At 56.9% G+C, this 26,190-nt stretch carries 18 protein-coding genes; 2 read left to right on the top strand and 16 right to left on the bottom strand.

The annotated features are described in order from the left end of the window. Nucleotide 1 precedes the first annotated feature (1 nt). The 14 genes from bcsD to IFU29_RS13640 form a co-directional block, all read right to left on the bottom strand. Nucleotides 2–466 carry a cellulose biosynthesis protein BcsD gene (gene bcsD / locus IFU29_RS13705; RefSeq protein WP_191934411.1) on the bottom strand — a complete coding sequence of 155 codons (465 nt, stop codon included), beginning with the start codon at nucleotides 464–466 and terminating at the stop codon, nucleotides 2–4. 2 nt (nucleotides 467–468) lie between these two features. Further along, nucleotides 469–4,524 carry a cellulose biosynthesis protein BcsC gene (locus IFU29_RS13700; protein ID WP_191934410.1) on the bottom strand — a complete coding sequence of 1,352 codons (4,056 nt, stop codon included), beginning with the start codon at nucleotides 4,522–4,524 and terminating at the stop codon, nucleotides 469–471. Continuing rightward, on the bottom strand, nucleotides 4,524–7,166 hold the full coding sequence (gene bcsB / locus IFU29_RS13695) for a cellulose biosynthesis cyclic di-GMP-binding regulatory protein BcsB (protein WP_191934409.1): 2,643 nt from the start codon (nucleotides 7,164–7,166) through the stop codon (nucleotides 4,524–4,526). Before bcsB ends, IFU29_RS13700 begins: the two co-directional genes overlap by 1 nt. After that, nucleotides 7,163–9,262, bottom strand: coding sequence for a UDP-forming cellulose synthase catalytic subunit (bcsA, locus tag IFU29_RS13690; RefSeq protein WP_191934408.1), 2,100 nt, complete (start codon nucleotides 9,260–9,262; stop codon nucleotides 7,163–7,165). Before bcsA ends, bcsB begins: the two co-directional genes overlap by 4 nt. A gap of 95 nt (nucleotides 9,263–9,357) precedes the next feature. After that, nucleotides 9,358–10,155, bottom strand: a complete 798-nt coding sequence (gene bcsQ / locus IFU29_RS13685) for a cellulose biosynthesis protein BcsQ (protein WP_191934407.1) — start codon at nucleotides 10,153–10,155, stop codon at nucleotides 9,358–9,360. Beyond that, nucleotides 10,146–10,832 carry a cellulose biosynthesis protein BcsO gene (gene bcsO, locus IFU29_RS13680; protein WP_191934406.1) on the bottom strand — a complete coding sequence of 229 codons (687 nt, stop codon included), beginning with the start codon at nucleotides 10,830–10,832 and terminating at the stop codon, nucleotides 10,146–10,148. The genes bcsQ and bcsO overlap by 10 nt, the downstream gene beginning before the upstream one ends. Before the next feature lie 582 nt (nucleotides 10,833–11,414). Further along, entirely contained in the window at nucleotides 11,415–12,416 is a 1,002-nt protein-coding gene (gene dppF, locus IFU29_RS13675; protein ID WP_191934405.1) for a dipeptide ABC transporter ATP-binding subunit DppF, read from the bottom strand. Beyond that, on the bottom strand, nucleotides 12,406–13,392 hold the full coding sequence (gene dppD, locus IFU29_RS13670; protein ID WP_191934404.1) for a dipeptide ABC transporter ATP-binding protein: 987 nt from the start codon (nucleotides 13,390–13,392) through the stop codon (nucleotides 12,406–12,408). Before dppD ends, dppF begins: the two co-directional genes overlap by 11 nt. 8 nt (nucleotides 13,393–13,400) lie before the next feature. Continuing rightward, entirely contained in the window at nucleotides 13,401–14,303 is a 903-nt protein-coding gene (gene dppC / locus IFU29_RS13665; RefSeq protein WP_191934403.1) for a dipeptide ABC transporter permease DppC, read from the bottom strand. A gap of 9 nt (nucleotides 14,304–14,312) precedes the next feature. Beyond that, nucleotides 14,313–15,332 (bottom strand): dipeptide ABC transporter permease DppB, encoded by a 1,020-nt coding sequence (gene dppB / locus IFU29_RS13660; protein WP_191934402.1) that lies wholly within the window; start codon nucleotides 15,330–15,332, stop codon nucleotides 14,313–14,315. A gap of 202 nt (nucleotides 15,333–15,534) precedes the next feature. Continuing rightward, nucleotides 15,535–17,145, bottom strand: coding sequence for a dipeptide ABC transporter periplasmic-binding protein DppA (dppA, locus tag IFU29_RS13655; protein ID WP_191934401.1), 1,611 nt, complete (start codon nucleotides 17,143–17,145; stop codon nucleotides 15,535–15,537). A 777-nt stretch (nucleotides 17,146–17,922) separates the two neighbouring features. Then, a complete protein-coding gene (eptB, locus tag IFU29_RS13650; protein ID WP_191934400.1) occupies nucleotides 17,923–19,599 on the bottom strand; it encodes a kdo(2)-lipid A phosphoethanolamine 7''-transferase in 1,677 nt (558 codons plus the stop codon). Between the two features lie 291 nt (nucleotides 19,600–19,890). Beyond that, a complete protein-coding gene (locus tag IFU29_RS13645) occupies nucleotides 19,891–20,319 on the bottom strand; it encodes an organic hydroperoxide resistance protein (RefSeq protein WP_191934399.1) in 429 nt (142 codons plus the stop codon). Between the two features lie 92 nt (nucleotides 20,320–20,411). Next, nucleotides 20,412–20,870, bottom strand: coding sequence for a MarR family winged helix-turn-helix transcriptional regulator (locus IFU29_RS13640; protein ID WP_191934398.1), 459 nt, complete (start codon nucleotides 20,868–20,870; stop codon nucleotides 20,412–20,414). Nucleotides 20,871–20,931: 61 nt separating this feature from the next. On the opposite strand from IFU29_RS13640, the gene IFU29_RS13635 reads away from it, so the two are divergent. Then, a complete protein-coding gene (locus IFU29_RS13635; protein ID WP_191934397.1) occupies nucleotides 20,932–21,522 on the top strand; it encodes an HD domain-containing protein in 591 nt (196 codons plus the stop codon). A gap of 193 nt (nucleotides 21,523–21,715) precedes the next feature. After that, complete coding sequence (locus IFU29_RS13630) at nucleotides 21,716–22,291, top strand: hypothetical protein (RefSeq protein ID WP_342214475.1); 576 nt, start codon at nucleotides 21,716–21,718, stop codon at nucleotides 22,289–22,291. Here the strand turns inward: IFU29_RS13630 and IFU29_RS13625 are convergent. Together IFU29_RS13625 and IFU29_RS13620 are read right to left on the bottom strand one after the other, a co-directional pair. Continuing rightward, entirely contained in the window at nucleotides 22,286–22,762 is a 477-nt protein-coding gene (locus IFU29_RS13625; protein ID WP_191934395.1) for a CaiF/GrlA family transcriptional regulator, read from the bottom strand. The genes IFU29_RS13630 and IFU29_RS13625 overlap by 6 nt on opposite strands. A 52-nt stretch (nucleotides 22,763–22,814) precedes the next feature. Further along, nucleotides 22,815–26,030 carry an autotransporter outer membrane beta-barrel domain-containing protein gene (locus IFU29_RS13620; protein ID WP_191934394.1) on the bottom strand — a complete coding sequence of 1,072 codons (3,216 nt, stop codon included), beginning with the start codon at nucleotides 26,028–26,030 and terminating at the stop codon, nucleotides 22,815–22,817. Nucleotides 26,031–26,190: the final 160 nt, after the last annotated feature.

Raw genomic sequence — 26,190 nt, 5'->3', positions numbered from 1 at the left:
CTCAACTCTGGTAGTGGAAACGCAGTGAACTTTCACCGGTCTCTTCACAGGTCAGGGAGACGTTCTCACCGCCTCCCTGACTGCGTAGCCAACGGGCATACAGGCCCAGTAAAACCGCACCGAGCGCCAGACGCCACTGGCGATCCGGCATAATACCATCGCCCGGCGGCAGCGCCAGATGATCGATAACGATCGCGGTATCCGTCGGTTGCAGATCGACAAATCCCCAGTTAAACCGCGCCAGCACCTGATTGATCTGCGCTTCCAGATCCGCGACGGTGGCGATCGTGCCCAGCGGGTAACGACTGGCGAGACTGTCGCCCATCTGGCGTAAAAACGCCTGACTTTCGCGCTCACCGGCGTTATTCAGCATGCCGTTGATCAACACGCTCAGCAGATCAAACCAGCCCGGCTGATACTGCTGCTGGCGATAATACTGCAGGGTGCGTTCCTGTAAGTGACTCATGCTTATTTGCCTCCCAGCATGTAGCGGAAGTAGAGCTGCGCTGTACTTTCGTTATAGTCGCCAAAGGTGTCATAACCCAACTGACCGCCGATGGTGACGTCTTTGTTAATCTTGTAGTCTGCACCCGCGTGCAGGTTATAGCCGATACCGCTCTTGCTGCCGCCGCTGAAGTACGCCTCTTTGGCATAGCCTGCCGTTACGGCATCTTCCAGCAGTGACTGGTAATCGCTGTTGTTCGGGAAGTAAGCGCTGCGATCCTGAGTGTAAGACTGGTAGCCCGCCGAACCGCCCACTTTTACGCTCAGGTCGTCATAAGTCTGGGTGAAGTCCACCGGGAACGACACGCTGATATAGTTCTGCGGGCTGAAGTAGCCCCCCTGACCGTAGCTGAAGTTGCTGAGGTTCTTAGAGAAGTCCATCCAGCTGATGTTGATGCCGGTTTTCAGTTCGCGATCGGTAAAGTGGAACGGACGCACATAGGCCCCGGCGTTACCCATTAACGAAGTGTTACTGGCCACATTTTCCCCGACATAGCTGTACCCTCCCGCGCCGACATAGAAGCCGGCATCGCCGTCGTCGTAGCTCAGCATGGCGTTACCGCCGTTTTTAGTGACGCGGCCCCAGCTTTTCCCGGAGTACTTGTCTTTCACCCCGACGTAAGAAAGCAGGCTGTCGGTCACCGCACGGCGTTCGCCCGTGAGGATCAGCGTCAGGTAGTCGGTCAGCTTCGGTGCCCACTTCACGCCGCCAACCATCGTACTGAGATCCTGACCGAGCGGCGTACTGCCGAGGTCAATCTTGTAGCTGTCGCCGCTTAACGCCAGGTTCAGCTCCACGCCGGAGGCCGTCTGCGAGTCGGTCGAGGATGACGATGCGGTATCGACATTCACCTTACGCGAAGAGGCTGCGAGGTATTTCGCCAGCGTGGCATTGTTATTCAGGCTCTGTAAGTTGCTCAGGCCGCTGTTGGTGAACGGATTGTAATCGGCGCTATCAATACCGGTGAGGTTGGTCAGGGCAGCCCCCACCCCCGGATTAGCCGCATCGAATACCGTTTTCTCGGCAGCGGTCAGTCCGCTGTAGCTGGTCTGTTCATTTTTGATGTTCTGGATGAGGTTAGCGACCGCGACTCCGGCCGCTCCGGTGCCAAGGCGGCGATAAGCATCACCGCTGGCGCTGCCGGCGCTCAGGGTCATTGGCGTCACGGTGAAGTCAAAGCGGGCATCGCCCAGCGGAGAGCTGGACCACACCAGCGGCGCTTTGGCTTCGGTCAGTTTGCTCAGGCCGTTCTCGCCGTCGCGGCCACGGATCTGAATACCGCCCTGCATCCAGGTGCCCGTATCTTTCTCCAGCTCGTCCATCATGGTGTCAATCTGATGTAGCGTCTGATTCTGCTGGAGGGCGGCCTCTGAGCCACCGCCAACCACCGTCAGGCCCCCGCTGGCCCCCCCGATCTCGCGGTAGTCACGCGCATCCGGCGCCTGCTGCCACGGCATGGTATTGCCATACACCGACGGGGATTTGCGGACCGTCATGGTGGTGCGGTTGATAAACGGATTATCAGACAGCGTCAGCCCACCAATGCCGGCGGTGCTGCCGACACTACTGCCGTCCAGCCCGATCATCTTCCCTTTGGCGGTGCGCAGGTAGCTCAGGGCCTGATTATGGTCCCCCTCCGCTTCGGAAACCCGCGCCAGCAACAGCAGGCGCTCCGGCGACGGTTCCCCGCGCAGGCCGCTGGCCAGTGCGCGCGCTTTGGGCACATCGTTTAGCGCCAGCGCGGTGTTGATTGCCCCTTCGCGCGCGTCCTGAGTCTCGGTATCGCGCGTCATCAGGTAGTCGTACACCACCGCGGCTTCTTTGTTCATCTTGCCGGACTGGTACAGGCGGGCCATGGCAAACATCAGGTCGGTATTCTGCGGATCTTTCTGCAGGGCGCCGATCAGCTTATCGTAAGCCGCCGCGTACTGTTTGCGTTCACGCAGGTCATCCACTTCATTAATTACCCCGCCGTTACGGATCCCCGCCAGCTGGGCGCGGGTGCTGCGTGACTGCAGTTCCGGGTTATTGAGGAAGGCCTGCGCTTCACCGCCCAGTCCCGCCTGATTCAGTACCGCCACCTGTGCCGCGTAGTCACCGGCATTACCCTGTACCCCGCGCTGCATATTGCCGCGCACCACCGCCACCGCGGTGGTCATATCGCCCGCCTGCGCCAGGCCTTTCGCCAGGTTACCCGCATCCGCCGGGTTCTGCGGCGGGTTCGCCGCCAGCGCTTTCAGCGTGTTGGCCGCCGCCGCACTGGAGCCCTGGGTCAGATACTGCTGCGCCACGGACATCTGCTGGTTGAAGTTCACACGCTGGATCAGCGCGCGCATCTCTGCGTTTTGACTCCGGGCCGGAATGCGTGACAGCAGGCTCTGCGCCTGGCCCCAGGCCCCGCTTTCGCTGGCAAACAGCGCGGCCGCATACACTTCATTACTGCTGGCACCGTTGCGGAAAGCAGGCTGCATCACGCCTGCCGCCGCTGCGGTATTGCCCTGCTGCTGATAGATCCGGGCAAGGTCAAGGCGCAGCCAGCCGTCGGCCGGGAAACGCTGCATACCCTGCTGCAGGATCGTAATAGCCCGCTGCGGGTTGCCGGCCGCCAGCGCCTGCTTCGCGTCACGGCGCACCGGTTCACTGGTCGCCACCGGACGCGGCGTCACCGCCTCTCGCACGCTGGAGGGCAGGGAGGCCAGTAGCGTATTGGCTTCGGCAGTATTGCCCTGCTGTCGCAGCACGTAGAACAACCCCTCTTTCGCCGGACGGTTAGCGGCATCGCTGGACAGCACGTCACGGTAGGTCTGCGCGGCCTGATCCAGCTGATTGTTACGGCGCAGCACGTCGGCACGGAACAGCTTCGCCGCCACGCCTTTCTCGCCCGCCGCCTGGGTTAACGGTGCGCTGAGGCTTAAGGCCTGTGCGCTGTCTCCGGATTTCATCGCCTGCTGGGCGGCGGCTAACTGACCGTAGAAGCGGGCATCGGTTGCCTGCTGCTGGCGCTGTTCGCTATTGCTGCCGCCGAGCTTCGCTGCTCGCTCCAGATAGTCTGCCGCTCTGGCATAGTCGCCGCTGCGCTGTGCCACATAGCCCAGGCCGGCCAGCGCGTCGGCATCCTCCGGGTTGGTTTGCAGCACCTGATCGAAGGCGGTCTGTGCGCCGCTGACATCGCCGCTGTTCAGGGCGTTAAAGCCCTTACCTTTGGCCGCGCCGCCGACGTTTTTACGGAAGTGATCCATCACCGCCGTATCCTGCGGATGACGCTGCTGATAGTTCTGATACAGCGGTGCATCGCCCGGCTGCGGCCCCAGCCACAGCAGCGCCTGACGCAGGGAACGGTCAGCATCGGCATTACCGCCCGCCAGTCCCTCCAGCGTTTGCAGCCCCTCACGTCGGGTCGCTTCCTGCCAGGTCAGGGCTTTGCCCAGCGCCAGCTTCGCGCCGGTATCCTGTGGATGCTGCGCCGCGAACTGCCGCAGGTTGTCCACCGCCTGCGGCAGCAGAGTGCGGTCACCGGCCATGGTCAGGTAATACTCCGCCGCCACGCTGGCCGGTGGCGTATTGCCGCTGAAGGTGTTGCGCCAGGTCTGCAGGGCGGCCGCCGTATTGCCGCTGCGCGCCTGCTGACGGGCCAGAGCCAGCTGTGCCGCCGGGATGGTTTGCAGCTGACGGGCTTTGTCCAGCTCCGACAGGCGCGGGTCCTGCGGAGAAACCTGGCTCAGGCGCGCGCGCCATCTGGCCGCGTCGGCACCGTCCCCGCCCTGCTGAGACCACAGCGCCATCAGGTACAGCGCCTGGGCGTTGTTCCCGTCCACCATCAGCACTTTATTCAGTGCATCACGCGCCAGCTCATCGTGGGCTTTCTGATGCCAGTAGTTGGCCTGATCAAACAGCGCCTGAATGGCCGGATTGTTCTCTGCTGCCCACAGCGGGAAGGCCATCACCGACAGCACCAGGCCGCTGCCAGCCATCCAGCGGTGACGAATTCTGGCGGTTAAAGGGGTGAGTTTTGTTTTCATTATTCTTTCTTCTCGCCAGAGGTACGGGAGTGATTCTGCGGATGCAGACGACGCCATGAATGACGTTTCAGCAGGACATAAACGCTCAGACCGACCAGCGCGGAGCAGCACAGGGCAAGCAGCGCCAGCAGTACCGCATGCTGATTGGCATACCACACGACCATCATGTACCACGGCATTTGGCCGCTGGGGAACTGCGCCCCGACGGTGAAGCTGCGGATACCGTTTTCATCGGTAATGATCGCCGTATCGCCCCGGATACCGGCGTTAATCCGCGATGAGGTCATGTCGTTATGCAGGCGCGCCAGCTGGTTATCATCGGTCGCGACGGTCATCACCACCAGACGGCTGCTGTTCCACGGCGAGCGGTAGCTGATAAAACCGCGCCAGTCTTCATTGGATGATAAGTAGCGGTCCGCATCCAGCGTCTGGCGATACCAGTCACCGGTCAGCCAGCCACGCAGGTTATCCAGCATGTTCGGCACTTTGACGCCCAGCGTATGGTTGTTCAGCTCATAGGGGGAATCGGACAGCATCTCGCGGTTGAAACCGGCCTGTGCCAGCGTCGACACCGAGAGGATATCGCTGTTTTCCAGGCGACCGCGCAGCGTACCGGCGGCCGGGATGCCAAACACCACGCTGTTCTGACTTAGCGCAACGCCGGTGGCGTTACCCGACCGGCCTGCCATATCCAGCAGGGTGCTGATCTCCGCGTTACTCGGGACCGGGGGCAGCATCAGCAGGGTTTGCGAATAGTCAGCCAGACGCGAGAACGGGAAAGAAGCCCCGACAAAGTACGAGAGGTTGGGCAGCAGCGTAAAGTGACGGGTATGGCTGAGGTCGATAAACGAATCCTCCTCAATCCGGCTCTTGATGTTGTTGTTGGTCAGCACGCTGCACGGTGCGCTGGCCTTCGGCTTGATGTTGAAGTAGAGCTGCATCTGGTTGTCCCCGTAAATCAGATACGGATCCAGCTTCAGGGTGTATTTTTCCTGACGCGCATCGCCGCCCAGGCGGTGCCAGATATTTTCCAGCAGCCCGACCTTGTTCACCGTCAGGTTCCGCAGGAAAGTCCCGTTCAGCGTGACGTTAAGCAGGGAGCTATCTTCATCAATCCAGCTTTCTGATGGGAAGCGGTAGTTCAGCTGTACCGGAATGCTGTCCCCGTCCCAGAGGAACAGGTCGGGGGCTGCACGGAAATTGACGCGCAGCGCATCATGCCAGAGGCCCGTGGTGGTCAGGTTCTGATCCTTACGCAGCAGCTCGCTGAGACGCACCGGTCGCTCGGTATTGATCCAGCGCGGTGCATCGTACGGCTTGCGCAGCGGCATACTCTGCGGGGCAACGGCCAGCGACGGCGCATCCACCGCCAGCGGCTGCAGCAGACGCCAGGTGGCCTGACGCAGCTCGTCGTCGGTTTTCCCGACCACCAGCAGCAGCTTATACACCGGATTGTCCGGGTTATTAACGATTTGCAGGGAGGGGCCGTCGCTGTCCGGCAGGGTCAGGCTGCCGATTTTTTCACCGGGATGGCCCAATACCACGCCGTTCTTCTCGGGCAGCGCGCCACGTAATACCGGGAAACTGATGCCGCGATAGTCTGCCTGAATCCCCATCCAGGAAGCGAGGATCGCCGCGGCGCTCACTTCACCCGGCGTAATATTGTCGCCGAACGTCATGGCGACGCTGGCCGGACTCATGCGCAGTGGATCGATAAACGGGCGCGGGAAGTTGCGCAGGCTGGTCCCCATGTTCAGCTGCTGGCCCTCCAGCGCCAGCGTGGTCTTCGGCAGGATAGTGACCTGATACTGCCGGGCACTGTCGCGCTCACACAGCAGCTGGTCGGCATCGTTGATTTTAAAGCTCAGGTTATTGCTGGACACCACCATCGCCGCCGGGATATCCAGCTGGTAATCTTCGCTGGCGCGATCGGAGGCACTCAGCGGCAGGGTCCCCAGCGGCTGGCCGTTCAGCATCAGCTGCAGTGACGTATTCCGCGCCGCCAGCGCCTGGGACACTTTCAGCGACAGGTTCAGGCGGGCATTGGTGACCACTTCATCGGTTGGCAGGGTGAAGACGATGCCGGACTGCAGCTGGCCGCCGGTCAGGGTGATCCCCTGCTTCTGCCCCATCTGCGCTACGCTGACCGTGCTGGAAAGCGGCTGATTTAGCGATACGGCAGGCTGAGGCGCGGCCTCGTCCATGACCGGGGCCGGCAGCGGCGGCAGACCCGCAGGCAGGCCTTCGTTGGTGCCCGGCGGCAGCGCGGCTTCATCCCCCGCTGGCAGGCTGTTTTCCACCGCACCGGCAGGCAGATCGTTTGCTACGGCCTGCCCTTCTGCCGGCTGAGAGGTTTCCACCGGCGGAGAGACAGCAGGCTCCTGTGCCGGACTGGCCGGCTGGGAAACAGCGGGCTCCTGCGCCGGAGTGTCCGGGGCTTCCGTCGCCATGGCCGGAGCGTCGGTCTGCACCGGAGCAGCGGCGTCTGCCGCTGGCGACGTCACTTCTGCACCCGTATCCGCCGGCGGCGGAATATCCGATAACGCGCTGCTGTCGCGGGTGACGCTGGCCGGATCGGCCTGCACGGTGCCCAGCGTGAGCAAGGTACTCAGGCACAATGCCCGGAGGAGTAATGGCTTCATACTGCGCTGTCCTCTTCCACGCGTGCGCGCTGTTTTTTTCTTGCCCGCCGATCCTGGAATGTCAGCCAGAACAGCTCAAAAACGGTACGGATAATGTTCAGTAGCGAACGCAGGGGTTTATCTTTTGGCCCTTCCGGCTGGATCCAGGCATCGGCACGTGACAGTACCACGCGCACCAGCTCACGACGGCGGGACAGTGGCATCTCATCAAACTGCAGGCGGATAACGCCATCTTCAGCACCAATCATCTGCACCGGAATGGAGATCGCCCCGGACCGCAGGATAAGATCTATCGCTTCAATCTCATCGTTTTCATGACGCTGGTCCGGTGCCTGGATCTGCGCCCCGCCCATCGACAGGTTGACGGTATTGGAGCGTGATGAGATCCCGCTGGCGTAGTGCACCACCACTGGCAGATTGACATCAATACGAATGGTTTTACGTACCTGTTTGGTTTCACGCGCCACGGCGATGGCCGCCATCAGGATAATCAGGCTGAAGGTGGCCCAGCCAACGTTTAGCGCAATCACATAGGGATCCACGCCGAAGTAGTCGTGTGCCGTGGCCCGCACAATCCCGCTGACCACCCCCACCAGTAACAGCAGGGCGCAGATCACGTGCGGGCGCACAATGTTAAAGTCAAAGAAGCCGACGTCCAGCAGGCCCCCTTTATCCGTTACGTTAAATTTACCGTGCTTCGGTGAAATCATCGTCAGGAGGGTCGGGATCACCAGGTGGAAGGCCATCACGGTTTCGTAGATCTCTCCCCAGAAAGTAGCGCGGAAGCGGCCATTCATTCGCGAGTTGACGTACAGGGACATCACCAGGTGCGGCAGGACGTAGGCAAAGATCAGGCTGGCCGACGAGTGAATGATATTGAGGTTAAACAGCAGGTACGCCAGCGGTGCGGTCAGGAAGACGACGCGCGGCAGGCCAAACTGGAAGTGCAGCATGGCATTCAGGTAGCAGAGGCGCTGCTGCCATTTCAGGCCACGACCCAACAGCGGGTTATCGACGCGGAAAATCTGGGTCATTCCGCGCGCCCAGCGGGTACGCTGTACAATATGCAGACCCAGGCGTTCCGTCGCCAGGCCCGCCGCCAGTGGGATAGCAAGGAAGGCAGAGCCCCAGCCCAGACGCTGCATTTTCAGCGCGGTGTGGGCATCTTCGGTTACGGTTTCCACCGCAAACCCGCCGATCTCTTCCAGGGCTGAACGGCGGATCACCGCACAGGAACCGCAGAAGAAGGTGGCATTCCAGTTATCATTTCCCTGCTGCACCGGGCCGTAGAACAGGGCGCCTTCGTTCGGTATTTCACGCGCGGCCTTCAGGTTGCGCTCAAACGGGTCCGGTGAATAGAAGTAGTGCGGCGTCTGCAGCAGGGCCAGCTTCTCATCCTTCAGGAACGCGCCCACGGTAGCCTGCAGGAAGGTGCGGGTAGCAACGTGATCGCAGTCAAACACGCAGATCAGCTCACCTTTGGTGATTTTCATCGCGTGGTTGAGGTTACCGGCCTTGGCATGACGGTTGTCATCGCGGGTGATGTAGCCCACACCGACGTCAGCGGCAAAACGGGCGAACTCGCTGCGCTTGCCGTCATCCAGCAGATAGATTTTTATCTTGTCGCGCGGATAGTCGATGCACTGGGCGGCGAGCACGGTATCACGGACCACGTCCAGGCTTTCGTTATAGCTGGGCACGTAAACATCCACGGTGGGCCACAGGCTGACATCGTCAGGCAGCGGTTCAATGGTGCGCTTCAGCGGCCATGACGTTTGCAGATAGCCGAGGATTAATATCAGCCAGACATACAGCTCGGCCAAAAATAATCCGATACCGAGAATCGCCTCTACTTCAGAATTAAAATGCAGTGTCTCCGTCGCCCGCCAGTAAATATAGCGCGTGGACATCATGGCAGAGAGGACCACCATTACCAGAGAGATTTTTTTACTTTTGCTGATGCCTAATAAAAAAAGAATAGCAATCGAGATCAAGCCAAAAATATATTGTTTTGAGCTATCCATCGGGGTAATAACGATGACGGCTGCGACGGGGGATAATATCAGCAGCAGAAGATAAAACATGACTTTATTCATAAGTCATCCTGAATACGTATTGTTATAATTCGTGGTAATCCCAAAATAACCGGACCACGCGTCTTCAGGCGTCCCTGCCTGGGGCAATTAAGCCGTTAACGGGACTTTAGCGGGGCATGCATTTCGCCATCACCGACTTTAATATTGAGCAACGCCGCAAGACGCTTACCGATCAGCTCAATATCAAAGGCCGCCGCGGAGACCGGGCTAAAATCGAAAATCGATTGCTGAGACGCATTGGCTTCTGCCACGCTCTCGTCACGATTCACCACGCCCATCAGCCTGTCGCCCAGGCGCTGCTGCATAAACGCGGTGACGTCGCGGCTGATATTGCGGCGGCTGTCGCTCTGATTGAGGACAAAATAGTGCCCCCCCCGGTGATTCAGCGCACCACCAATCATTTTTTCATTTTCAATCTGCGGCAGCAGCGACAGCGATGCCGTGTCTGCCAGCATGACAACTAAATGCATATCGGCCAGCGCCGTCATGGCTTTCAGCGCCGGACCGGGACCGGGAGGAAAATCAGCGATAATCACCAGCCCCGGATAGTTGAGCACCGAGTGCAGGCCGCGCGCGAGGAAATTCGGGTCCCGGGTTAAATTCTCTTCAAACGCCACGCGCTGATCTTCGGTTACCTCCCCGTAAGGCAGGACAAAAATATTGCCACCGGTGGTGAGAATAGACTGGCTCCAGTCAGACGATTCAGCGGATTTCGCCACAAAGCCGCGACTGTCGGCCAGCGGGACGCCAAAGTGCAGGCGCAGGGCGTTCTGCACGTCAAAATCGATCGCCAACACCTTGCTGCCGCCGCGCGCGAGGGCATGAGCGAGGTTGGCCGCCATGGTGGTTTTACCCACGCCGCCTTTAGGGGAGCAGACACAAACTAACGGCATGAGGCAATTTTCTCCAGCAGGGGATGTAACAACATATCTTTCGGCAGCGACGCGGAAGACGGTGTGGTTCCGGTGCTAAACAGCTGTTTATAAGTGACGCTCGCCGGGGGTGCCGGGGCTTCAACGGGCGCGGCTGTCGGTGCCTGAGGGACCGGCGATGCGGAAACGGCAGCGGGCGGTAACTCAGGGGCAGAGCGGGCCGCCAGCTGGGCCAGCAGCGTGCTGCCGGATAATGCGGTTTGCCGGGCAACCGGCAGGGCACGCAGCGTAGCCACGTCAGCCGGGCTGCCAGCCTGAACCGGCGCGGGCTGCGCCACGCTCACCGCCGCAGCGTCTGTCGGCAGCGAGGCGGAGATACTGTCCAGCAGCGAGGCCCCCACCCGATCAGAGGAAGCTGGCGTGGTGGCGACAAAAGACTGCACCCGCAGAGTTGCTGAAGCCGGTTCAGCCACGGCCGGGGGCGGCGTAAAAGCGGCAGGATCGGCAGGCTGTGGCGCTGCCCGGTCAATACGCTGACTATTATCCAGTACCGACCCTGCGCCATCATTCAGCAACTGTTTAATCAGCGCCCAGTTGGTGGTGTCAGCGCTTAACACCTGCTCAGACATGTCTTTGAATTCAATGTGGTTTGTTTGCGTTTTTTCTTTAAAACGCTGCAGGTCATCATAGCTATTCATGAGTATGATCGCGCAAGGTGGAGGATTTCGCGGCAATATAACATATAAATTTTAATTTACTCAGACTATTCTCATATCACAGATAAATGGTTATGAGTGATTAATTAACGGCAATTCATTAAATAATTCATTGCACGGGTTATATATCAGCAGGGTGATTATTTGGCTTAGTTAATTATTTTCCACAGGTTAAAGAGAGGCTATTTTCTGTAATAGAAATACCTCACCAGAACTTACGCATTCTTAACGCGGAACTACCCACCTGCACGTTGTGGTTATCCCATGATCCTCTCCCGTGTTAAGAAATTTTGACATAAGCCACTGTGCAAAGCCTGTACAACAACCGCTTACTTCACCAGGCGCGAATTCGACTTAAGTACGACAGATAAGGAGACTTTTTATACAGCATAGCAGCGGTTAGGGAATGGTGCATTTTGCTTAAGGATTTTATGCGATGTGTAACAGAAGGCGGGCCGGAAAAGAGGCCCGGCCCCTGCGCGATACGACGAACGGCAGAGGGCGGGCCAGGATCATACGCTAAGCCGTAGGGGTCGCCCCTTCCTTCCGGCCTACACTCAGGGGTTAAGCGCCCGGGTTTTCATCCTGATCAACAGCGAAGCAGGCGACCTGCTGTCCGCCCCAGGTCTTCAGCTGCGGCTGAAGCTGTACGCAGGTGCCAAACTGGCGGCGGCAGCGCGCGTTAAAGGCGCAGCCCGGTGGCGGATTCAGCGGGCTGGGTAGCTCGCCGGTCAGCTTGATGCGCTCGCGCCGCTCATCCGGGTTAAGCCGTGGCGTGGCCGACAGCAGCGCCTGAGTATAAGGATGCAGCGGGTTGGCGAAGATCTGCTCCTTGCTCCCCTTCTCCACGCAGCGGCCGAGGTACATTACCATCACTTCGTCCGCAATATGCTCCACTACCGACAGGTCATGGGAGATAAACACGTAGGAGAGGCCGAGGTCCTGCTGCAGATCCATCATCAGATTCAGCACCTGCGCACGCACCGATACGTCAAGCGCGGAGACCGGCTCATCGGCGATCAGCACGTCCGGATCCAGCATCAGCCCGCGAGCAATGGCAATACGCTGACGCTGGCCGCCAGAGAACATATGCGGGTAGCGGTCGTAGTGCTCGGTCTTCAGCCCGACCTTAGCCATCATCTCCAGCGTTTTTTCCCGGCGCTCGGCTTTGCTCAGTTGGGTATTAATCAGCAGCGGCTCTTCCAGGATCTGGCTGACCTTTTTACGCGGGTTCAGGGAACCGTACGGGTTCTGGAAAACGATCTGAATTTTCTGACGGCGCAGCTTCTCCGCTTCCGGATCGTGCTTCAGCAAATCCTGCCCCTGATAGAACAGCTGACCTTCGGTTGGCGTTTCGATCATGGTCAGCAAGCGGCCCAGGGTCGATTTACCGCAGCCGGACTCGCCCACCACGGCCAGTGTTTTACCGCGCTCCAGGTCAAACGACACGCCATCCAGCGCTTTAACCAGCCGCTCCTGACCAAACAGGCCTTTTTTAACCGGGTAGTGCTTCTTCAGGTCGATGGCCTGCATCAGCAGGGTCGATTTGTCGTGTTCAGGCTTCATAAGCAGGTCTCCCGGCATCATCCAGTGGGAAATGACATTTGGACTGACGCCCGGCAATATCACGTAAAGGCGGCTCTTCGCTGCGGCAGCGGTCCTGCGCATACGGGCAGCGCGGGTTGAGCAGGCAGCCGTTCGGGCGGTCGTACTTGCCCGGTACCACGCCCGGCAGGGACGCAAGGCGGGCTTTGTCTGCGGCAAATTCCGGCAGCGCACGCAGCAGCGCCTGGGTGTAAGGATGGCGCGGGGCTTTAAAGATATCCACCGCCTTACCCGTTTCCACCACCTGACCGGCGTACATCACGATAATGTGCTGTGCGGCTTCCGCCACCAGCGCCAGATCGTGGGTGATCAGGATCAGCGCCATATTTTCCTGGCGTTGCAGATCGAGCAGGAGCTCAATGATCTGCGCCTGGATCGTCACGTCGAGCGCCGTAGTGGGTTCGTCAGCGATCAGCAGCTTGGGACGGCAGGCAATTGCCATGGCGATCATCACGCGCTGGCTCATGCCGCCGGACAGCTGATGCGGATAGACATCCAGACGTGATGCCGGATCGGGAATGCCCACCTGGTTCAGCAGGTCAATGGCGCGCTGACGGCGGGTACGCTTATTCCCCCCCTGATGCACCTTGATGGCTTCCATAATCTGGAAGCCCACGGTGTAGCAGGGGTTGAGGCTGGTCATCGGATCCTGGAAAATCATTGCGACGTCCGAGCCCACCAGCTGGCGGCGCTCTTTTTCCGAAATGCGTTTCAGGTCGCGCTGGTTAAATACCAGATTATCCGCCATCACTTTGCCGGGGTAATCAATCAGCCCCATAATTGCCAGCGAGCTGACCGATTTACCGGAGCCGGACTCGCCGACGATACCCACCACCTGACCCTGCTCAACCTGATAGCTGATGCGGTCGACGGCGCGGAACGGTGCTTTTTCGTCGCCGAAATGCACCGAGAGTTTATCTACCGTTAATAGTGCCATCTCGTTGCCTACTGTTTGAGTTTCGGGTCGAGAGCGTCGCGTAAACCGTCGCCCATCAGGTTAAATGCCAGTACCGTCAGCAGAATGGCAACACCCGGGAAGGTGACCACCCACCATGCACTCTGCGCAAACTGCAACACGTCGGAGAGCATGGTGCCCCACTCCGGCGTAGGCGGTTGTGCACCCATACCCAGGAAACCCAGCGCGGCCATATCGAGGATCGCGTTGGAAAAACCGAGAGACGCCTGCACGATCAGCGGTGCCAGGCAGTTTGGTAAGATATTGACGAACATCTGACGCACGGCACCCGCTCCGGCCACGCGGGAGGCCGTGACGTAGTCGCGGGTGACTTCCACCAGGACCGCCGCACGGGTCAGTCGAATGTAGTGCGGCAGGGCGACAAAGGTCAGCGCTATCGAGGCGTTGACAATCGACGGGCCGAAGATCGCCACCAGCACCAGCGCCAGCAGCAGGCTTGGCAGCGCCAGCATAATATCGACCAGACGCATGATCGCTGCGTCTACCGCCCCGCCGACGTAGCCGGCAATCAGGCCAAAAATCACGCCAAAGATCAGCGACAGCACCACCACCAGACAGCCGACCAGCAGCGACAGGCGGGCACCGTACATCAGGCGCGACAGCACATCACGGCCGACGTCATCCGTGCCGAATACATACTGCCAGCTGCCGCCTTCCTGCCAGGCCGGTGGCTTCAGCAGCGCATCGCGGAACTGTTCCGCCGGGGCATGAGGTGCCAGCACGTTGGCAAAGACCGCGATGAAAATCATTACAACCACGTACACCAGGCCGATCACCGCGCCTTTGTTACGCTTAAAGTAGTGCCAGAATTCCTGTAACGGGGTCATCGGCTTGGGTGCAGCGTTAACGCTGCCTGGATCCACAACAGACATGTTGGCCCCTTATTTCTTATGACGAATGCGCGGATTAACCACGCCGTAAAGCACGTCGACCAGCAGGTTGACGACGATAATCAACGTAGCCACCATCAGCACCCCACCCTGTACAACTGGGTAGTCGCGGCGCTGCAGGGCGTCGATTAACCAGCGCCCCAGGCCTGGCCAGGAGAAGATGGTTTCCGTCAGGATGGCACCTGCCAGCAGCGTACCAACCTGAAGACCAATCACCGTGACCACCGGCAGCATGGCGTTGCGCAGCGCGTGAACCACGATCACCCGCATCGGGGTCAGCCCCTTAGCGCGTGCGGTACGGATATAGTCCTCACCCAGCACTTCCAGCATCGCCGAGCGCGTCATACGCACAATCACCGCCAGCGGGATGGTGCCCAGCACGATGGCAGGCAGGATCATATGCATCACGGCATCTTTGAAATCGCCGGGTTCACCCCAGAACAGGGTATCGATCAGCATAAAGCCGGTCAGCGGCATGGTGTCATCCAGGAATACCGTGTCTCCGATGCGCCCGGAAACCGGGGTCAGATTAAGCTGCACCGAAACCAGCATGATCAGCATCATGCCCCACCAGAAAATCGGCATCGAGTAACCGGTCAGGGAGATGCCAACGGCCGTATGGTCAAAGATGGAACCGCGTTTAACGGCTGCCAGCACGCCGACCGGGATACCGACGGCAACGGCGAACAGCATGGCGCAGATGCCCAGCTCAAGCGTGGCCTTAAAGCGCGGGACAAATTCGTCCCACACCGGTACGCGACTTTTCAGTGACATACCGAGGTCGCCGTGCAGAACGCCTTTGATATAAGTGAGGTACTGCTGCCAGAGAGGCTGATCCAGACCGAGCTGGGCCATTAACTGGGCGTGACGTTCCGGGGAAATACCGCGCTCGCCCACCATAATCATCACCGGATCGCCGGGGATCATATGAACAAACGCAAAGGTTAACAGGGTGATACCGATAAACGTTGGGATAACAAGACCCAAGCGTCGGAGTATGAACTGCAACATATTCCGCATTCTCTTTTAGTTCCTGCCAGCCGTAACCGACAGGATTATTATTGCTCACATCTTGCGGGGGGATACCTTCAGGGGACATCCCTCCGCGACGCAGCGAACTGCGCCTTGACGACCTGTTTGCTTCCTGGCAAAAGGGCCGGAGAAACCCGGCCCTGGGGACAGTTCTCAGCGCCGGGAGTCCCGGCCCGAGACATTATTCCTTGATATCGACCTGAGCGAAGTAGTGACCACCCAGCGGATCGACAACATAGCCGGAAACTTTTTTGCTCACCGGCTCGTACACCGTAGAGTGGGCAACAATCAGCGCAGGTGCCTGATCGTGCATGACCACCTGAGCCTGCTTGTACAGTTCGATACGCTTGTTGTGATCGTCGGTCGCACGCGCAGGCTGGATCAGGTCTTCAAACGACTTGTCGCACCAGCGTGAATAGTTCGAACCGTCTTTCGCCGCCGCGCAGCTGAACAGGGTCGCGAAGAAGTTATCCGGGTCCCCGTTGTCGCCGGTCCAGCCCATCATCACGGTCTGGTGTTCACCCGCTTTCGCCCGCTTCAGGTACTCGCCCCACTCGTAGGTGACGATTTTGGCTTTCACGCCAATCTTCGCCCAGTCGCTCTGGATCATCTCTGCCATACGGCGTGCGTTCGGGTTGTACGGACGCTGTACCGGCATAGCCCACAGGTCAATGGCGAAGCCGTCTGCCATACCGGCTTCTTTCAGCAGCGCTTTAGCTTTCACCGGATCGTACGGGTAATCCTGTACGGCGTCGTTATAGCCCCACATGGTTGGTGGGATCAGGTTTTTTGCTTCCTGGCCTGCGCCCTGGTAAACCGCCTCGATAATCGCTTTCTTGTTCACTGACATGGTCAGCGCCTGACGAACTTTCAGGTTATCCAGCGGTTTTTTCTCAACGTTAAATGACAGATAGCCGACGTTCAGACCCGGCTGCTCCAGCAGGTTGATGTTTTTGTCCTGCTTCATACGCGCGATATCTGCCGGGTTCGGGTACGGCATCACCTGGCATTCGCCTTTTTGCATTTTGGCGTAGCGCACGGAGGCATCCGGAGTGATAGAGAACACCAGACGGTCAATCTTCGGCTTGGTCCCCCAGTACTCTGCGTTCGCTTTATACAGGATGCGGGAATCTTTCTGGTACTGCAGCAGCTGGAACGGACCGGTACCGACCGGGTTCAGATCCACTTTTTCCGGGGTGCCCGCTTTCAGCATATTGTCGGCGTATTCCGCTGACAGGATCGACGCAAAGTCCATTCCCAGGTCGGCGAGGAACGGCGACTCTGGACGCGAGAGTTCGAAACGCACCGTGTTGTCATCAACTTTGACGATTTTGCTGATCAGCTTCGGCATATCCATGCCTTCGAAATATTCGTAGCTGCCACCGGAAACACCGTGATATTTGTTGTTTTTGTCCAGCTGGCGTTCAAAAGTGAACACCACATCGTCGGCGTTGAAATCGCGCGTCGGTTTAAAGTCTTTGGTGGTCTGCCACTTCACGCCTTTGCGCAGGTGGAAGGTGTACGTTTTTCCGTCTGCACTCACATCCCATTTTTCGGCCAGCCCGGGGTGCAATTCCGTGGTCCCGATGGTGAACTCCACCAGACGGTTATAAATCTGACGCGAACTGGCGTCATAAGTGGTGCCAGAGGTAAATAACTGTGGGTTAAAACCTTCAGGCGAACCTTCAGAACAGTAAACCAGGGTCTTCGCCTGAACACCTGTAGCCATTAACAACGCGATAGCGCTGAGACCGACCTTCAGCATCCCGGATTTAGCCAGGGAAATACTCATGCTTATGCTCCAGTAGTGATGTGATGTTGTGTGCGTTACCCGGCGCTGTATTGCTGGGTATTCACGCCGACCGATAATTTTTGTGAGTGGTCTGTGCGTGGTGCCTTGCGGCATCAGTAAAACAGGCGGGATCAGAGAGGCGCTGACGAAATGAAACTATCAGACAAATCCCCTTACCTTTTGTACTGAGGGTTCAATTTGTCAATAGTTTCAGGGAACGTCAATACAAGTGTCGGGTATTTGCTCTTTCTGTGAGAAACAGCAAGCAAATATAAAAAAAACAAATCAATAACATTTCCAGCGTTAAACGTTATTTAATGTGATATTAACCACATTAAACCCTGGCTTAATGCCAGTGAAGTAGCATATCGCGTCGGGAAAAAACCCAAAAAATAATCCACAAAAAGTCGATTATCACCCGATAAAGTGGGCTATATGGCTAACTTATAGATAAAAATGCTGCAACGCAGAGATAAGAAATGAGCAACAAGTCGGAATCGGTCATAAGAAAAACGCGACGCAAATTAAGTGATTCATCGCAGGTGCGATAAGGCTTTTATGCAGTTTTACAGGACGGGTTTTGCGATAAACGGACGTACCCCAGGGTTGAGCGGTAGCAGATTATTCGGCAGGAGGCGGTCACAGCGTGGCGGGTTTTGACACCCACGGCGGGTTCGAATATTTGAAGGGATGGAACCGGTTTGAGATAAGCCGCACGTCAGGCCCCGGGAAGCACGCGCCAGGGGGACGACCCTTTTCCGGTCGTCCCCCTGACAGTTACGGTTTTTTCGGGTCGGCACACCAGTTATTAGCCTGCTTAATCCCGCCGTCCGGCGAGGTATAGCCCAGGCATCCCAGGATGGTGTCAAACAGCTCAACGTGGCGATGGGTTTTCCCTGCCTTCTGCTCTGCCTGTAACCGCTCAAAGGCACTTTTATTTGCCGGATCTTCCAGATATTTATCCGACGCCCAGACAATCATGGGTACGCGGAACTGCTCCGGCGGGGCCATATTACGTGGCGTACCGTGCAGGTGCATATTTTCGCTGATGGACTCACCGTGATCGGCAGCGTAGAACACAATCGCTTTCTTATCACGCAGCTGGTCATAGACGCTGTCCAGCATGGTGTCGACATAAAGAATCGAGTTGTCGTAGGCGTTGATCAGCATCTCTTTACTGCAGGTATCGTCCACGCCCAGGCACTCCGGCTGGTAGCGGGCGAACTCGCGCGGATAACGCTGAGAGTATAAGTAATGAGAGCCTTTGGTGTGCAGGATCACCAGGTGTTTACCCTTAGGGTGATCGTCAATAGAGGCCTTCAGCTCCGGGATCAGCAGCATATCGTCCACTGATTTCCCCTGGTTACGCTTCTCTGAGCCAATCTGCTCGCGGAAGGCGTAGCTGTCAGCGTCGGTGTTGTTATAGAACCACACCTCACTCTGCATCGCAAAGAGATCGGAGCTGAAGCCCAGTTCCTTCAGGACGGCAAAGACGTTCTGCTCTTTCAGCGTGCGGCCAGGGTTATCCATGGTCCCGCCCTCGCGCACGAACATGCAGCGCAGGGAGAGCTTGGTCGAGGTATCGCAGGACTCCCCACGGAACGCCACCAGGTTTTTCTCTTTCGACAGCTTCGGCGTGTTATCACGCTCGTAGCCCAGCAGTCCCATATGATCCCAGCGCGTGGTTTCGCCAATCACGAAGACCACGTAGGTATCATCCAGCCCTTCTGGCGCGTTATAGGTGAACTTCTTCGCCGGATCGAGCAGGTTTCCGCTGTCCATTCGTTCGTCATAGGTGGTGTAGGCAAACAGCCCGACGGCACTCAGCCAGTTAGACGGCAGATAAGAGTGTGCCACCACGCCGCCATAGCTCGGCAGATCAATGTTGGTGACTTTCTCATTAGCGCTCTGGATTTTATCGAAATAGCGGATAGGACCCCAGGTCAGTAACAGAGCCAGCAGTAGCGTCAGCAACGGCATCATGCGCTGCCCCGGCGTTTTAAGCTGTTCCAGCAGCGTCAGACGCAGGCTGCTCCACCAGATCAGCACCAGCGGCGGCAGGCTGACCAGCACCATCCAGAGAATAAAGTGGTAACCCACTACCTCTTTCGACAGGTCGGTGTCCGTGGTCATCACCGAGGCGACGATGCCGTAGCCAATCACCACGTTAAAGAAGGCCATGTAGTAACTGGCCGAAACGGAAATCACTACCAGCAGCGTGGCGGTTATCCGCCAGAACCATTTTCCACCCAGCGACAGCAGACGAAACAGGAAGAAGGTCAGCAGTACGGCTGCTGTCCCTTCTGCCAGCGCGGACAGCCACTGCATGATGTTAAATTTATCGAGAAAGGGACTAAACCGACGATAAAACACCGGAAGGTTCAAACACAGTCCGACGTAGAAGGCCAGCAACAGCGACAACTTTTGCTGGGAATACATTTTAATAGAATTCATTGGACCTTTAATCCTGGCGTAACCTAAACGAGTGCTAAAACGATCTGAACGCTAATCAGACCCTGGCACTGCCCCAGAGTTCGGTAATAACACCGATAAACCTTAAGGCCGCCCATAACCAGAGGAATCTGATAAGAAAAGTAGGGGACGTAGTTAAACACACTCAGGGACGTTAGTCTGTGAACAACGAAAATTTTGGCATTTTTACGTTTAAACCCGCAGAAGGGGTGACAGCGGGAGGATGGCACACAAGGCAGGAACATCACCGGGGCCTCAGCCCCGGTCAGGGACTTAGTTAATGATCGTCAACGTCACGTCGATATTGCCCTGGGTGGCATTCGAGTAAGGACAAACGATATGGGCAGCATCAACCAGTTTCTGTGCATCAGCGCTGTCCATGCCCGGCAGGTGGATGTTCAGTGTCGCCTCAATGCCAAAACCGGTCGGCAACGGGCCGATACCCACTTCGCCTTCCACGAACGCCTCTTTTGGCATGGCCAGTTTGTCACGCCCGGCGACAAACTTCATCGCCCCGAGGAAACAGGCCGAGTAGCCAGCAGCAAACAGCTGTTCCGGGTTAGTGACGTTACCGCCCGCCCCGCCCATCTCTTTTGGCAGGCCAAGCTGGAGATCCAGCACGCCGTCGGAGGAGGTCGCACGGCCTTCACGGCCACCGGTGGCTTTTGCTTTTGCACGGTATACAACTTTTTCTAAAGACATGGTGAGCTTCCTGTTGGTTTATTTTACGAGCGATTAAATCGCGCACTATATACATTGTTACAGCATAGCGTTATGCGCAACCTTCACCGCCGTCAGCGGTTAAGGTTATCGCGGAGTATTTCCAGTTCGCCCTTCAGTGACTGAAGTGTCTCCAGCTCACAGGCCGAAGCACAGCGGACTGACTCGGGAATATCCAGCGCCTTCATGCGCAGTTCACGCCCGGCATCGGTCAGGGTGACCACCACCTGGCGTTCATCTTTACGCGAGCGGAGGCGGTGTAACAGGCCCGCCGTCTCCAGGCGCTTCAGCAGCGGAGTCAGGGTAGCGGAGTCAAGAAACAGCCGCTCGCCGATTTCCGATACGGTTACGTCATCGCGCTCCCACAGTACCATCATCACCAGGTACTGAGGATAGGTGATCTCCAGCGGAGCCAGCAGCTGCCGGTAGAGCTTATGCAGCGCCAGGTTGGCGGAGTAAAGAGCGAAGCACATCTGCTGATCGAGCAACAGTGGCGCATCCGCTGCTTTTTTGTCATCTTTATCTTTAGTCATGACAACAATATAAATAGTGCGCTATATATTTGCAAGCAACTTTATTATCAGGGAGTGTAATATGCAGACACTGGAAGAACAGGCACAGCGCTACGCCAGCAAAGCCCATGCAGAAGCCGGGCAGCGACGAAAGTATACCGATGAACCCTATATAGTGCATCCGGCCGCCGTGGCTGAACTGGTGCGCAGCGTCAGTGACGATGAAGAGATGCTGGCCGCCGCGTGGCTGCACGACACCGTGGAAGACACCCCCAGCACGCTGGAGGATATCCGTACCCACTTCGGCGACCGGGTTGCTTCGCTGGTAGAAATGCTGACCAACAAAGGTGCCAGCGCCGGGCAGAACCGTACGGCACGCAAGGTGGCGCATTTCCGCCATACTCAGCAGGCCTCAGCCGATGCGCAGACCATTAAGCTGGCAGACATCATCGACAACACGCGATCCATCATTCATTACGATCCCCATTTTGCACGGGTGTATCTGATAGAAAAACGAATACAAATTCGCCTGCTGACCGATGGCAATGCAACCCTGCACCGGATGGCAGACCAGGTCATTGAACAGGGGATCGCGCAGCTCCACCAGGCCCCCTGGCATGTCACCCCTGAGTGGTTTGAAAAACAGGAAAATAAATACCATATACAACAATGAGTTAACTTAAAAAATCGTGCGATACATGACATTATGTGCGGTGGTCACGACAACCGCATAAAATGGCTAGTTCTGTCAGTTAACATCCCTATCATTGCCCCCCAATTGATCACTGGGAGGCAATATGTCTACTGACTTAACCATAATAAAAAATAAAACATTCGCATTTTTAGGGTCTGCCCTGTTCCTCAGTATGATGATGGGACTGGTATTTATTGATGTGGTGTGGATGAACAATGCAGTCCACGAAACCTCATTCACGGAAATCGCTCAGGAAACAATGCTGGCGGCGATCGCGCTGATGTTCTTTCACCGTGCCTGGCGTTCCCCGCTCCAGCGCCCGGTGATGGTGCTGGTCGGCGGTTTCTTCAGCTGCATGTTGATCCGCGAGCTGGATTTTTTGTTTGATAAGATCACGCACGGTAGCTGGTTCTGGTTTGCTCTGGCCTTAGCGCTGGCCTGCCTTGCGCTGGCACTGCGGGATGCGCGCGGCATCGTCCCGGGTCTGGCAGCCTTTATGACTCACCCGGCATGGGGTTTGATGACGGCGGGAATGCTGACGATTCTGGTTTTCTCCCGCCTGTTCGGTATGCATCAGCTCTGGGAACATCTGATGCTGGAGGGCTATAACCGCACGGTGAAAAACATGGCTGAAGAAGGGAGTGAACTGCTGGGGTACTCACTGTGCCTGTTTGCCACCCTCAGTTACCTGTGGCAGGGAAAGCGCAACGTCAGGCACTCACGGACCGCACCTGACACTACGTTATGATTTACCGGATATTGCGCGGCTGAGCAACCAGCGCATGTCGTGACGACAGGTATTTTCACGCGGACGGCGCTTAGCTCTGGCTTGATTTTGAGGGGTCTTTTTTCCGTTTTCAGGCGTTAAAAAGACCTGTTCAATAAGGATCTCATGACACATATGCCGTGAACCCTGCGCTTTAATTTTACGCGTCTGGCAATGAATAATCTCATTTTTACGGATAATGTAGGATATCAGGAAGGAAGCACGGCGTTCGGTGATCGCAAACGCGGCGGAGATTTGTTTGCGGTCTATCCATTTATGCTGACGGCGGCACCACAGCGCGATCAGGATATAAAGCGGCCTGTTGGCATATTCACTCAGCTCTTCAGGAATGAGCCCGCCATCATGGTTACTTTGTGAGACAGTTTTAACGAATTTCACTTGCTGCTTCTGTGCCGACGCTACGATCTTTTTCTTCATATAGTTGCTATCCATAGCCGGAAAACCCCCCGCCTCAGACCAAAGGCGGGGGAAAATTAACAGGCAATCACCAGGAGTAACTGACCCCTACGTTTGCCTGCCACGGACGCTCAATGTCATCGCCTTTGGTATAATTGAAGCTGGCGAAACCACCGACATCCTTCATCAGTTTCACCTCGGCACCTGCCCCCACCTGAACCGCCGCACCATCAATGCTGTTGTTCATGGTGACGTTATTCAGCTTCACTTCATTGCTGTCAGCAAATTCGTTCAGACCCGCCAGGTGGAAATAAGGCTTGATGTAGCCCTGATTAATATCAAAGGTGTAACCCACGTCGGCACCAATCTCACCCTGCAGCGATTTGTAGTCATCACTGTTAACCACCATACCGTTGTTCATGGTGTAGTGGGCGCCATCAATTGTCCGACCGGTGGCTTTGATATAGGGTTCTGCGAAGTAACCGTTATCAGCCCAGGTATAGCCCACGGTCATACCCAAACCGTAGCCGTTGCCCGAGAAATCAGAGCGTGAACGCTGGCCATCGAGCGTGCGGGCGTCGCCGCTGTTGCTGAAGTGGTCAAACTGCGCGGTGGTATCAACAAAGAGACCGTTGTCAAAATGACGGGACAGATAGAACTGCGCACCGTAGCTGTCCAGGTCGCCGCTGCTGTTCATTACGCTCATATCTGAACGTGCAGAAGAGAACGCCAGGCCTGCTAACCAGCTGCCGCCATTTTTGGCATCAAACAGGTTATCCACACCCAGCATCACGCCGTTGGTATCCAGAGAGTAGCCTGCGCCTGCGCTGGTGGTATTTTTGCTCTTACCGCCAAAGTAAGAGAGCCAGACGCCACCATCGTCCATCGCGTGACGCGAGGCTTTCATATGTTGGGATAACGCTTCATTTTCCAGACTGGCCACATTCACCTGAGATGCCGCCATACTTAACGCCGTCGCGGCGCTGTTTGACAGATGACCGTTATTTTTGAAGTACACGTTATGTTCGTTGTGCACTTTGTCATTTAACTGGTCGACTGCATCATACTGCCAGACACCCATTTCTGTGCGTCCGTAGAAATGTGCATTGCTGCCGCTGGCCTGATAGTTAACAAAGCTGTGCGGGTTGTACTTGCTGGCCGCATTTTTGTCACCGCGATCGGCAATGTAGCCCTGTTTCACATAGGGTTCCACGCCCGAGTTAGCGATAGCCAGCTTGTAGGTGCCCTGCGCAGATCCTTTCACCTGCATCGATCCGTAGGTGTACTCACCACCCAGGTTCAGCAGCGGATCGGCCACAGCCTTGCCGATGTTAATCAGTGACGTCAGGTTGTTGCCCTTACTGTCTTTATCCTGCGTCAGGTTACCGTGTACCACAACGCGCGCTGCGCCAACATCTTCATAGCGGCCCCGGCCACCCAGTGTCGCATTGTCGGTTTCCATGTTGATCATGTTCAGCGTGGAAGCGGAGAGATTCAGATCGTGCACGTCGCTGATTGCCAGGCCGCCATCTGCCGTCGCTGCGGCATTCCATACGGAACCGTTAGTGACGTTGAAATCCGGATGACGGGACAGCACATCCGTCCCCCCCACAATGAAATCAGGCTGCGAGACAGAGGTAATGCCCGCCACGCGACCATTCAGGGTGCTGTGGTTGAGGTTAACGGTCGCTGGCGTCCAGGCGGCACCGGCGTTAGCCAGCAGCGTCTGATTAGCGCTGCTGACGGCATTTTTATAAATCGCCGTCGCCGAGCTTGAACCAATGATCACGTCATCGGTCAGCGTCACCGGCGCATCCGACGCCGTCACGTCAACCAGTTGAACGTAATATCCCGTCTGCCCAGAAGCCGTAATATCCCCATTAACCACACTGTTATTGGCGATATTCAGGGTGGTGCCGTTATGCTCACGGTTAAGCAGGCTGTTGTTAGCCACGGCCGCACCACTGGCGATGTAATGGCCGGTCTTGCTGTCCCGCACTACGGTCACGGTGACGGTCGGGCGATAGCCGTCATGATCCAACTGGACGTTACCGTTGAGCGTTGACTGATTCACATCAACACGGTTGGCATGGCCGGACAGGCTCAGGGCATTGCCGGCGTGGTTTACCCCACCGGAGAGGGTAGACTGGTTGGCAATAGAGACAAACAGGCCAGAACCGGTGATCGCCACTGCCGTAGAACGCTTATCGGCATAACGGTCGTAGGCATCATAATGATGACCACCGTTGTTGTTATCATCATGGCGCACGGCGGCGATGTTTTTGGCCGTAATCTGGGCATTATCCAGCACCACGTTGGCCGAACTGGCGACCTGATGGGTCAACACGCCGGACGAGACAATCTGTCCGTCTTTATCAAACTGATGGTCGACGCTGCTGCTGTTGATGCTCAGGCCAGTGGCAAACGGGCGCTCACTGTATTTGTGTTCATCACCGTGCTGGTCACCATTGATTCCGGAAGCGCCCACGGGCACGGCGTCTTTATCCAGGGTGTTGTCGATGATGGTATTTTTCATGACCAGCACATCGCGGGCACGCTGATTGCCGGTGTTCTCCTGCAGATTACCGTTCACGGCAACGGCCGCGGTAACATCATTCTGCAGGCTAACCACTTTCGAATAGATCGCCGCATTCAGCAGGCCAAAATCACCGCCCACGCTGGTTACCGGCTTGAGATAGACATCCGCATTGCGGTCAAGCACCAGGGAGGAGATCACGGTAAGAGGGATTTTATTGCCACTCTGATCCAGCACAAAGGTGTCATCTGCATTTTTCTTATACTGGATAGCCCCCGCCGCATCACGCTGGTAAAGCGTAACGGACTGCGATTTCTGATATCGCTGATCGGCCGTGCCCATTTTCAGACCGTTAACAACGCCAACCGGCACCGAATAGCCGTTCTGGCTGACGGCATGGGCCTGGCGCTCACCGTGCAGTGCACGCTGATAGTCTTCATTGATCAGATAATGTACGTCGCCCTCGAGACTGGCCGCGCTGGCGTCCATGTAACCTTTATAACCGCTGCTGTTCAGCAGGGCTTCAAATCCCGGTGTGCGAGGGTTGATATTCACCCAGCGGGACCCGGTAAGCGTGTCGTTAACCACGGTCAGGTTATCGCCACCAATAAAGACTGAACCTCCGCCAGTGTACTGACCCTGGCCATTATGGCTCAGTGCGGTGATATCTTTTACGGCGGGCGTTACGCCGGCGGCGAAAGCAGCACTACTCATACCAACGACAACGGAGACCGTCAGTGCACTCAGCCTGAAACTGTTTTTTTTCATCACTGCAATTCCTTTTTATAAAAAACAATTAAGCAGTCACCTCACTGGCAGCTGCTTTTGCTCATCCATTTATTTAAAGCAAAGCCTTCCACACCAGAAATAATTGTTATTTCAGTGACAGGAAATGACGCAATATAATTTACGGGAATCGTTACACTGA

Source organism: Erwinia persicina (assembly GCF_014838825.1).
GTDB classification, from domain to species: domain Bacteria; phylum Pseudomonadota; class Gammaproteobacteria; order Enterobacterales; family Enterobacteriaceae; genus Erwinia; species Erwinia persicina_A.
This window is presented reverse-complemented; position numbering and strand designations above follow the sequence as displayed.

Coding starts and splice junctions, on each gene's coding strand:
- bcsD (WP_191934411.1), bottom strand. CDS start 466: ATGAGTCACTTACAGGAACGCACCCTGCAGTATTATCGCCAGCAGCAG.
- IFU29_RS13700 (WP_191934410.1), bottom strand. CDS start 4,524: ATGAAAACAAAACTCACCCCTTTAACCGCCAGAATTCGTCACCGCTGG.
- bcsB (WP_191934409.1), bottom strand. CDS start 7,166: ATGAAGCCATTACTCCTCCGGGCATTGTGCCTGAGTACCTTGCTCACG.
- bcsA (WP_191934408.1), bottom strand. CDS start 9,262: ATGAATAAAGTCATGTTTTATCTTCTGCTGCTGATATTATCCCCCGTC.
- bcsQ (WP_191934407.1), bottom strand. CDS start 10,155: ATGCCGTTAGTTTGTGTCTGCTCCCCTAAAGGCGGCGTGGGTAAAACC.
- bcsO (WP_191934406.1), bottom strand. CDS start 10,832: ATGAATAGCTATGATGACCTGCAGCGTTTTAAAGAAAAAACGCAAACA.
- dppF (WP_191934405.1), bottom strand. CDS start 12,416: ATGAAGCCTGAACACGACAAATCGACCCTGCTGATGCAGGCCATCGAC.
- dppD (WP_191934404.1), bottom strand. CDS start 13,392: ATGGCACTATTAACGGTAGATAAACTCTCGGTGCATTTCGGCGACGAA.
- dppC (WP_191934403.1), bottom strand. CDS start 14,303: ATGTCTGTTGTGGATCCAGGCAGCGTTAACGCTGCACCCAAGCCGATG.
- dppB (WP_191934402.1), bottom strand. CDS start 15,332: ATGTTGCAGTTCATACTCCGACGCTTGGGTCTTGTTATCCCAACGTTT.
- dppA (WP_191934401.1), bottom strand. CDS start 17,145: ATGAGTATTTCCCTGGCTAAATCCGGGATGCTGAAGGTCGGTCTCAGC.
- eptB (WP_191934400.1), bottom strand. CDS start 19,599: ATGAATTCTATTAAAATGTATTCCCAGCAAAAGTTGTCGCTGTTGCTG.
- IFU29_RS13645 (WP_191934399.1), bottom strand. CDS start 20,319: ATGTCTTTAGAAAAAGTTGTATACCGTGCAAAAGCAAAAGCCACCGGT.
- IFU29_RS13640 (WP_191934398.1), bottom strand. CDS start 20,870: ATGACTAAAGATAAAGATGACAAAAAAGCAGCGGATGCGCCACTGTTG.
- IFU29_RS13635 (WP_191934397.1), top strand. CDS start 20,932: ATGCAGACACTGGAAGAACAGGCACAGCGCTACGCCAGCAAAGCCCAT.
- IFU29_RS13630 (WP_342214475.1), top strand. CDS start 21,716: ATGATGATGGGACTGGTATTTATTGATGTGGTGTGGATGAACAATGCA.
- IFU29_RS13625 (WP_191934395.1), bottom strand. CDS start 22,762: ATGGATAGCAACTATATGAAGAAAAAGATCGTAGCGTCGGCACAGAAG.
- IFU29_RS13620 (WP_191934394.1), bottom strand. CDS start 26,030: ATGAAAAAAAACAGTTTCAGGCTGAGTGCACTGACGGTCTCCGTTGTC.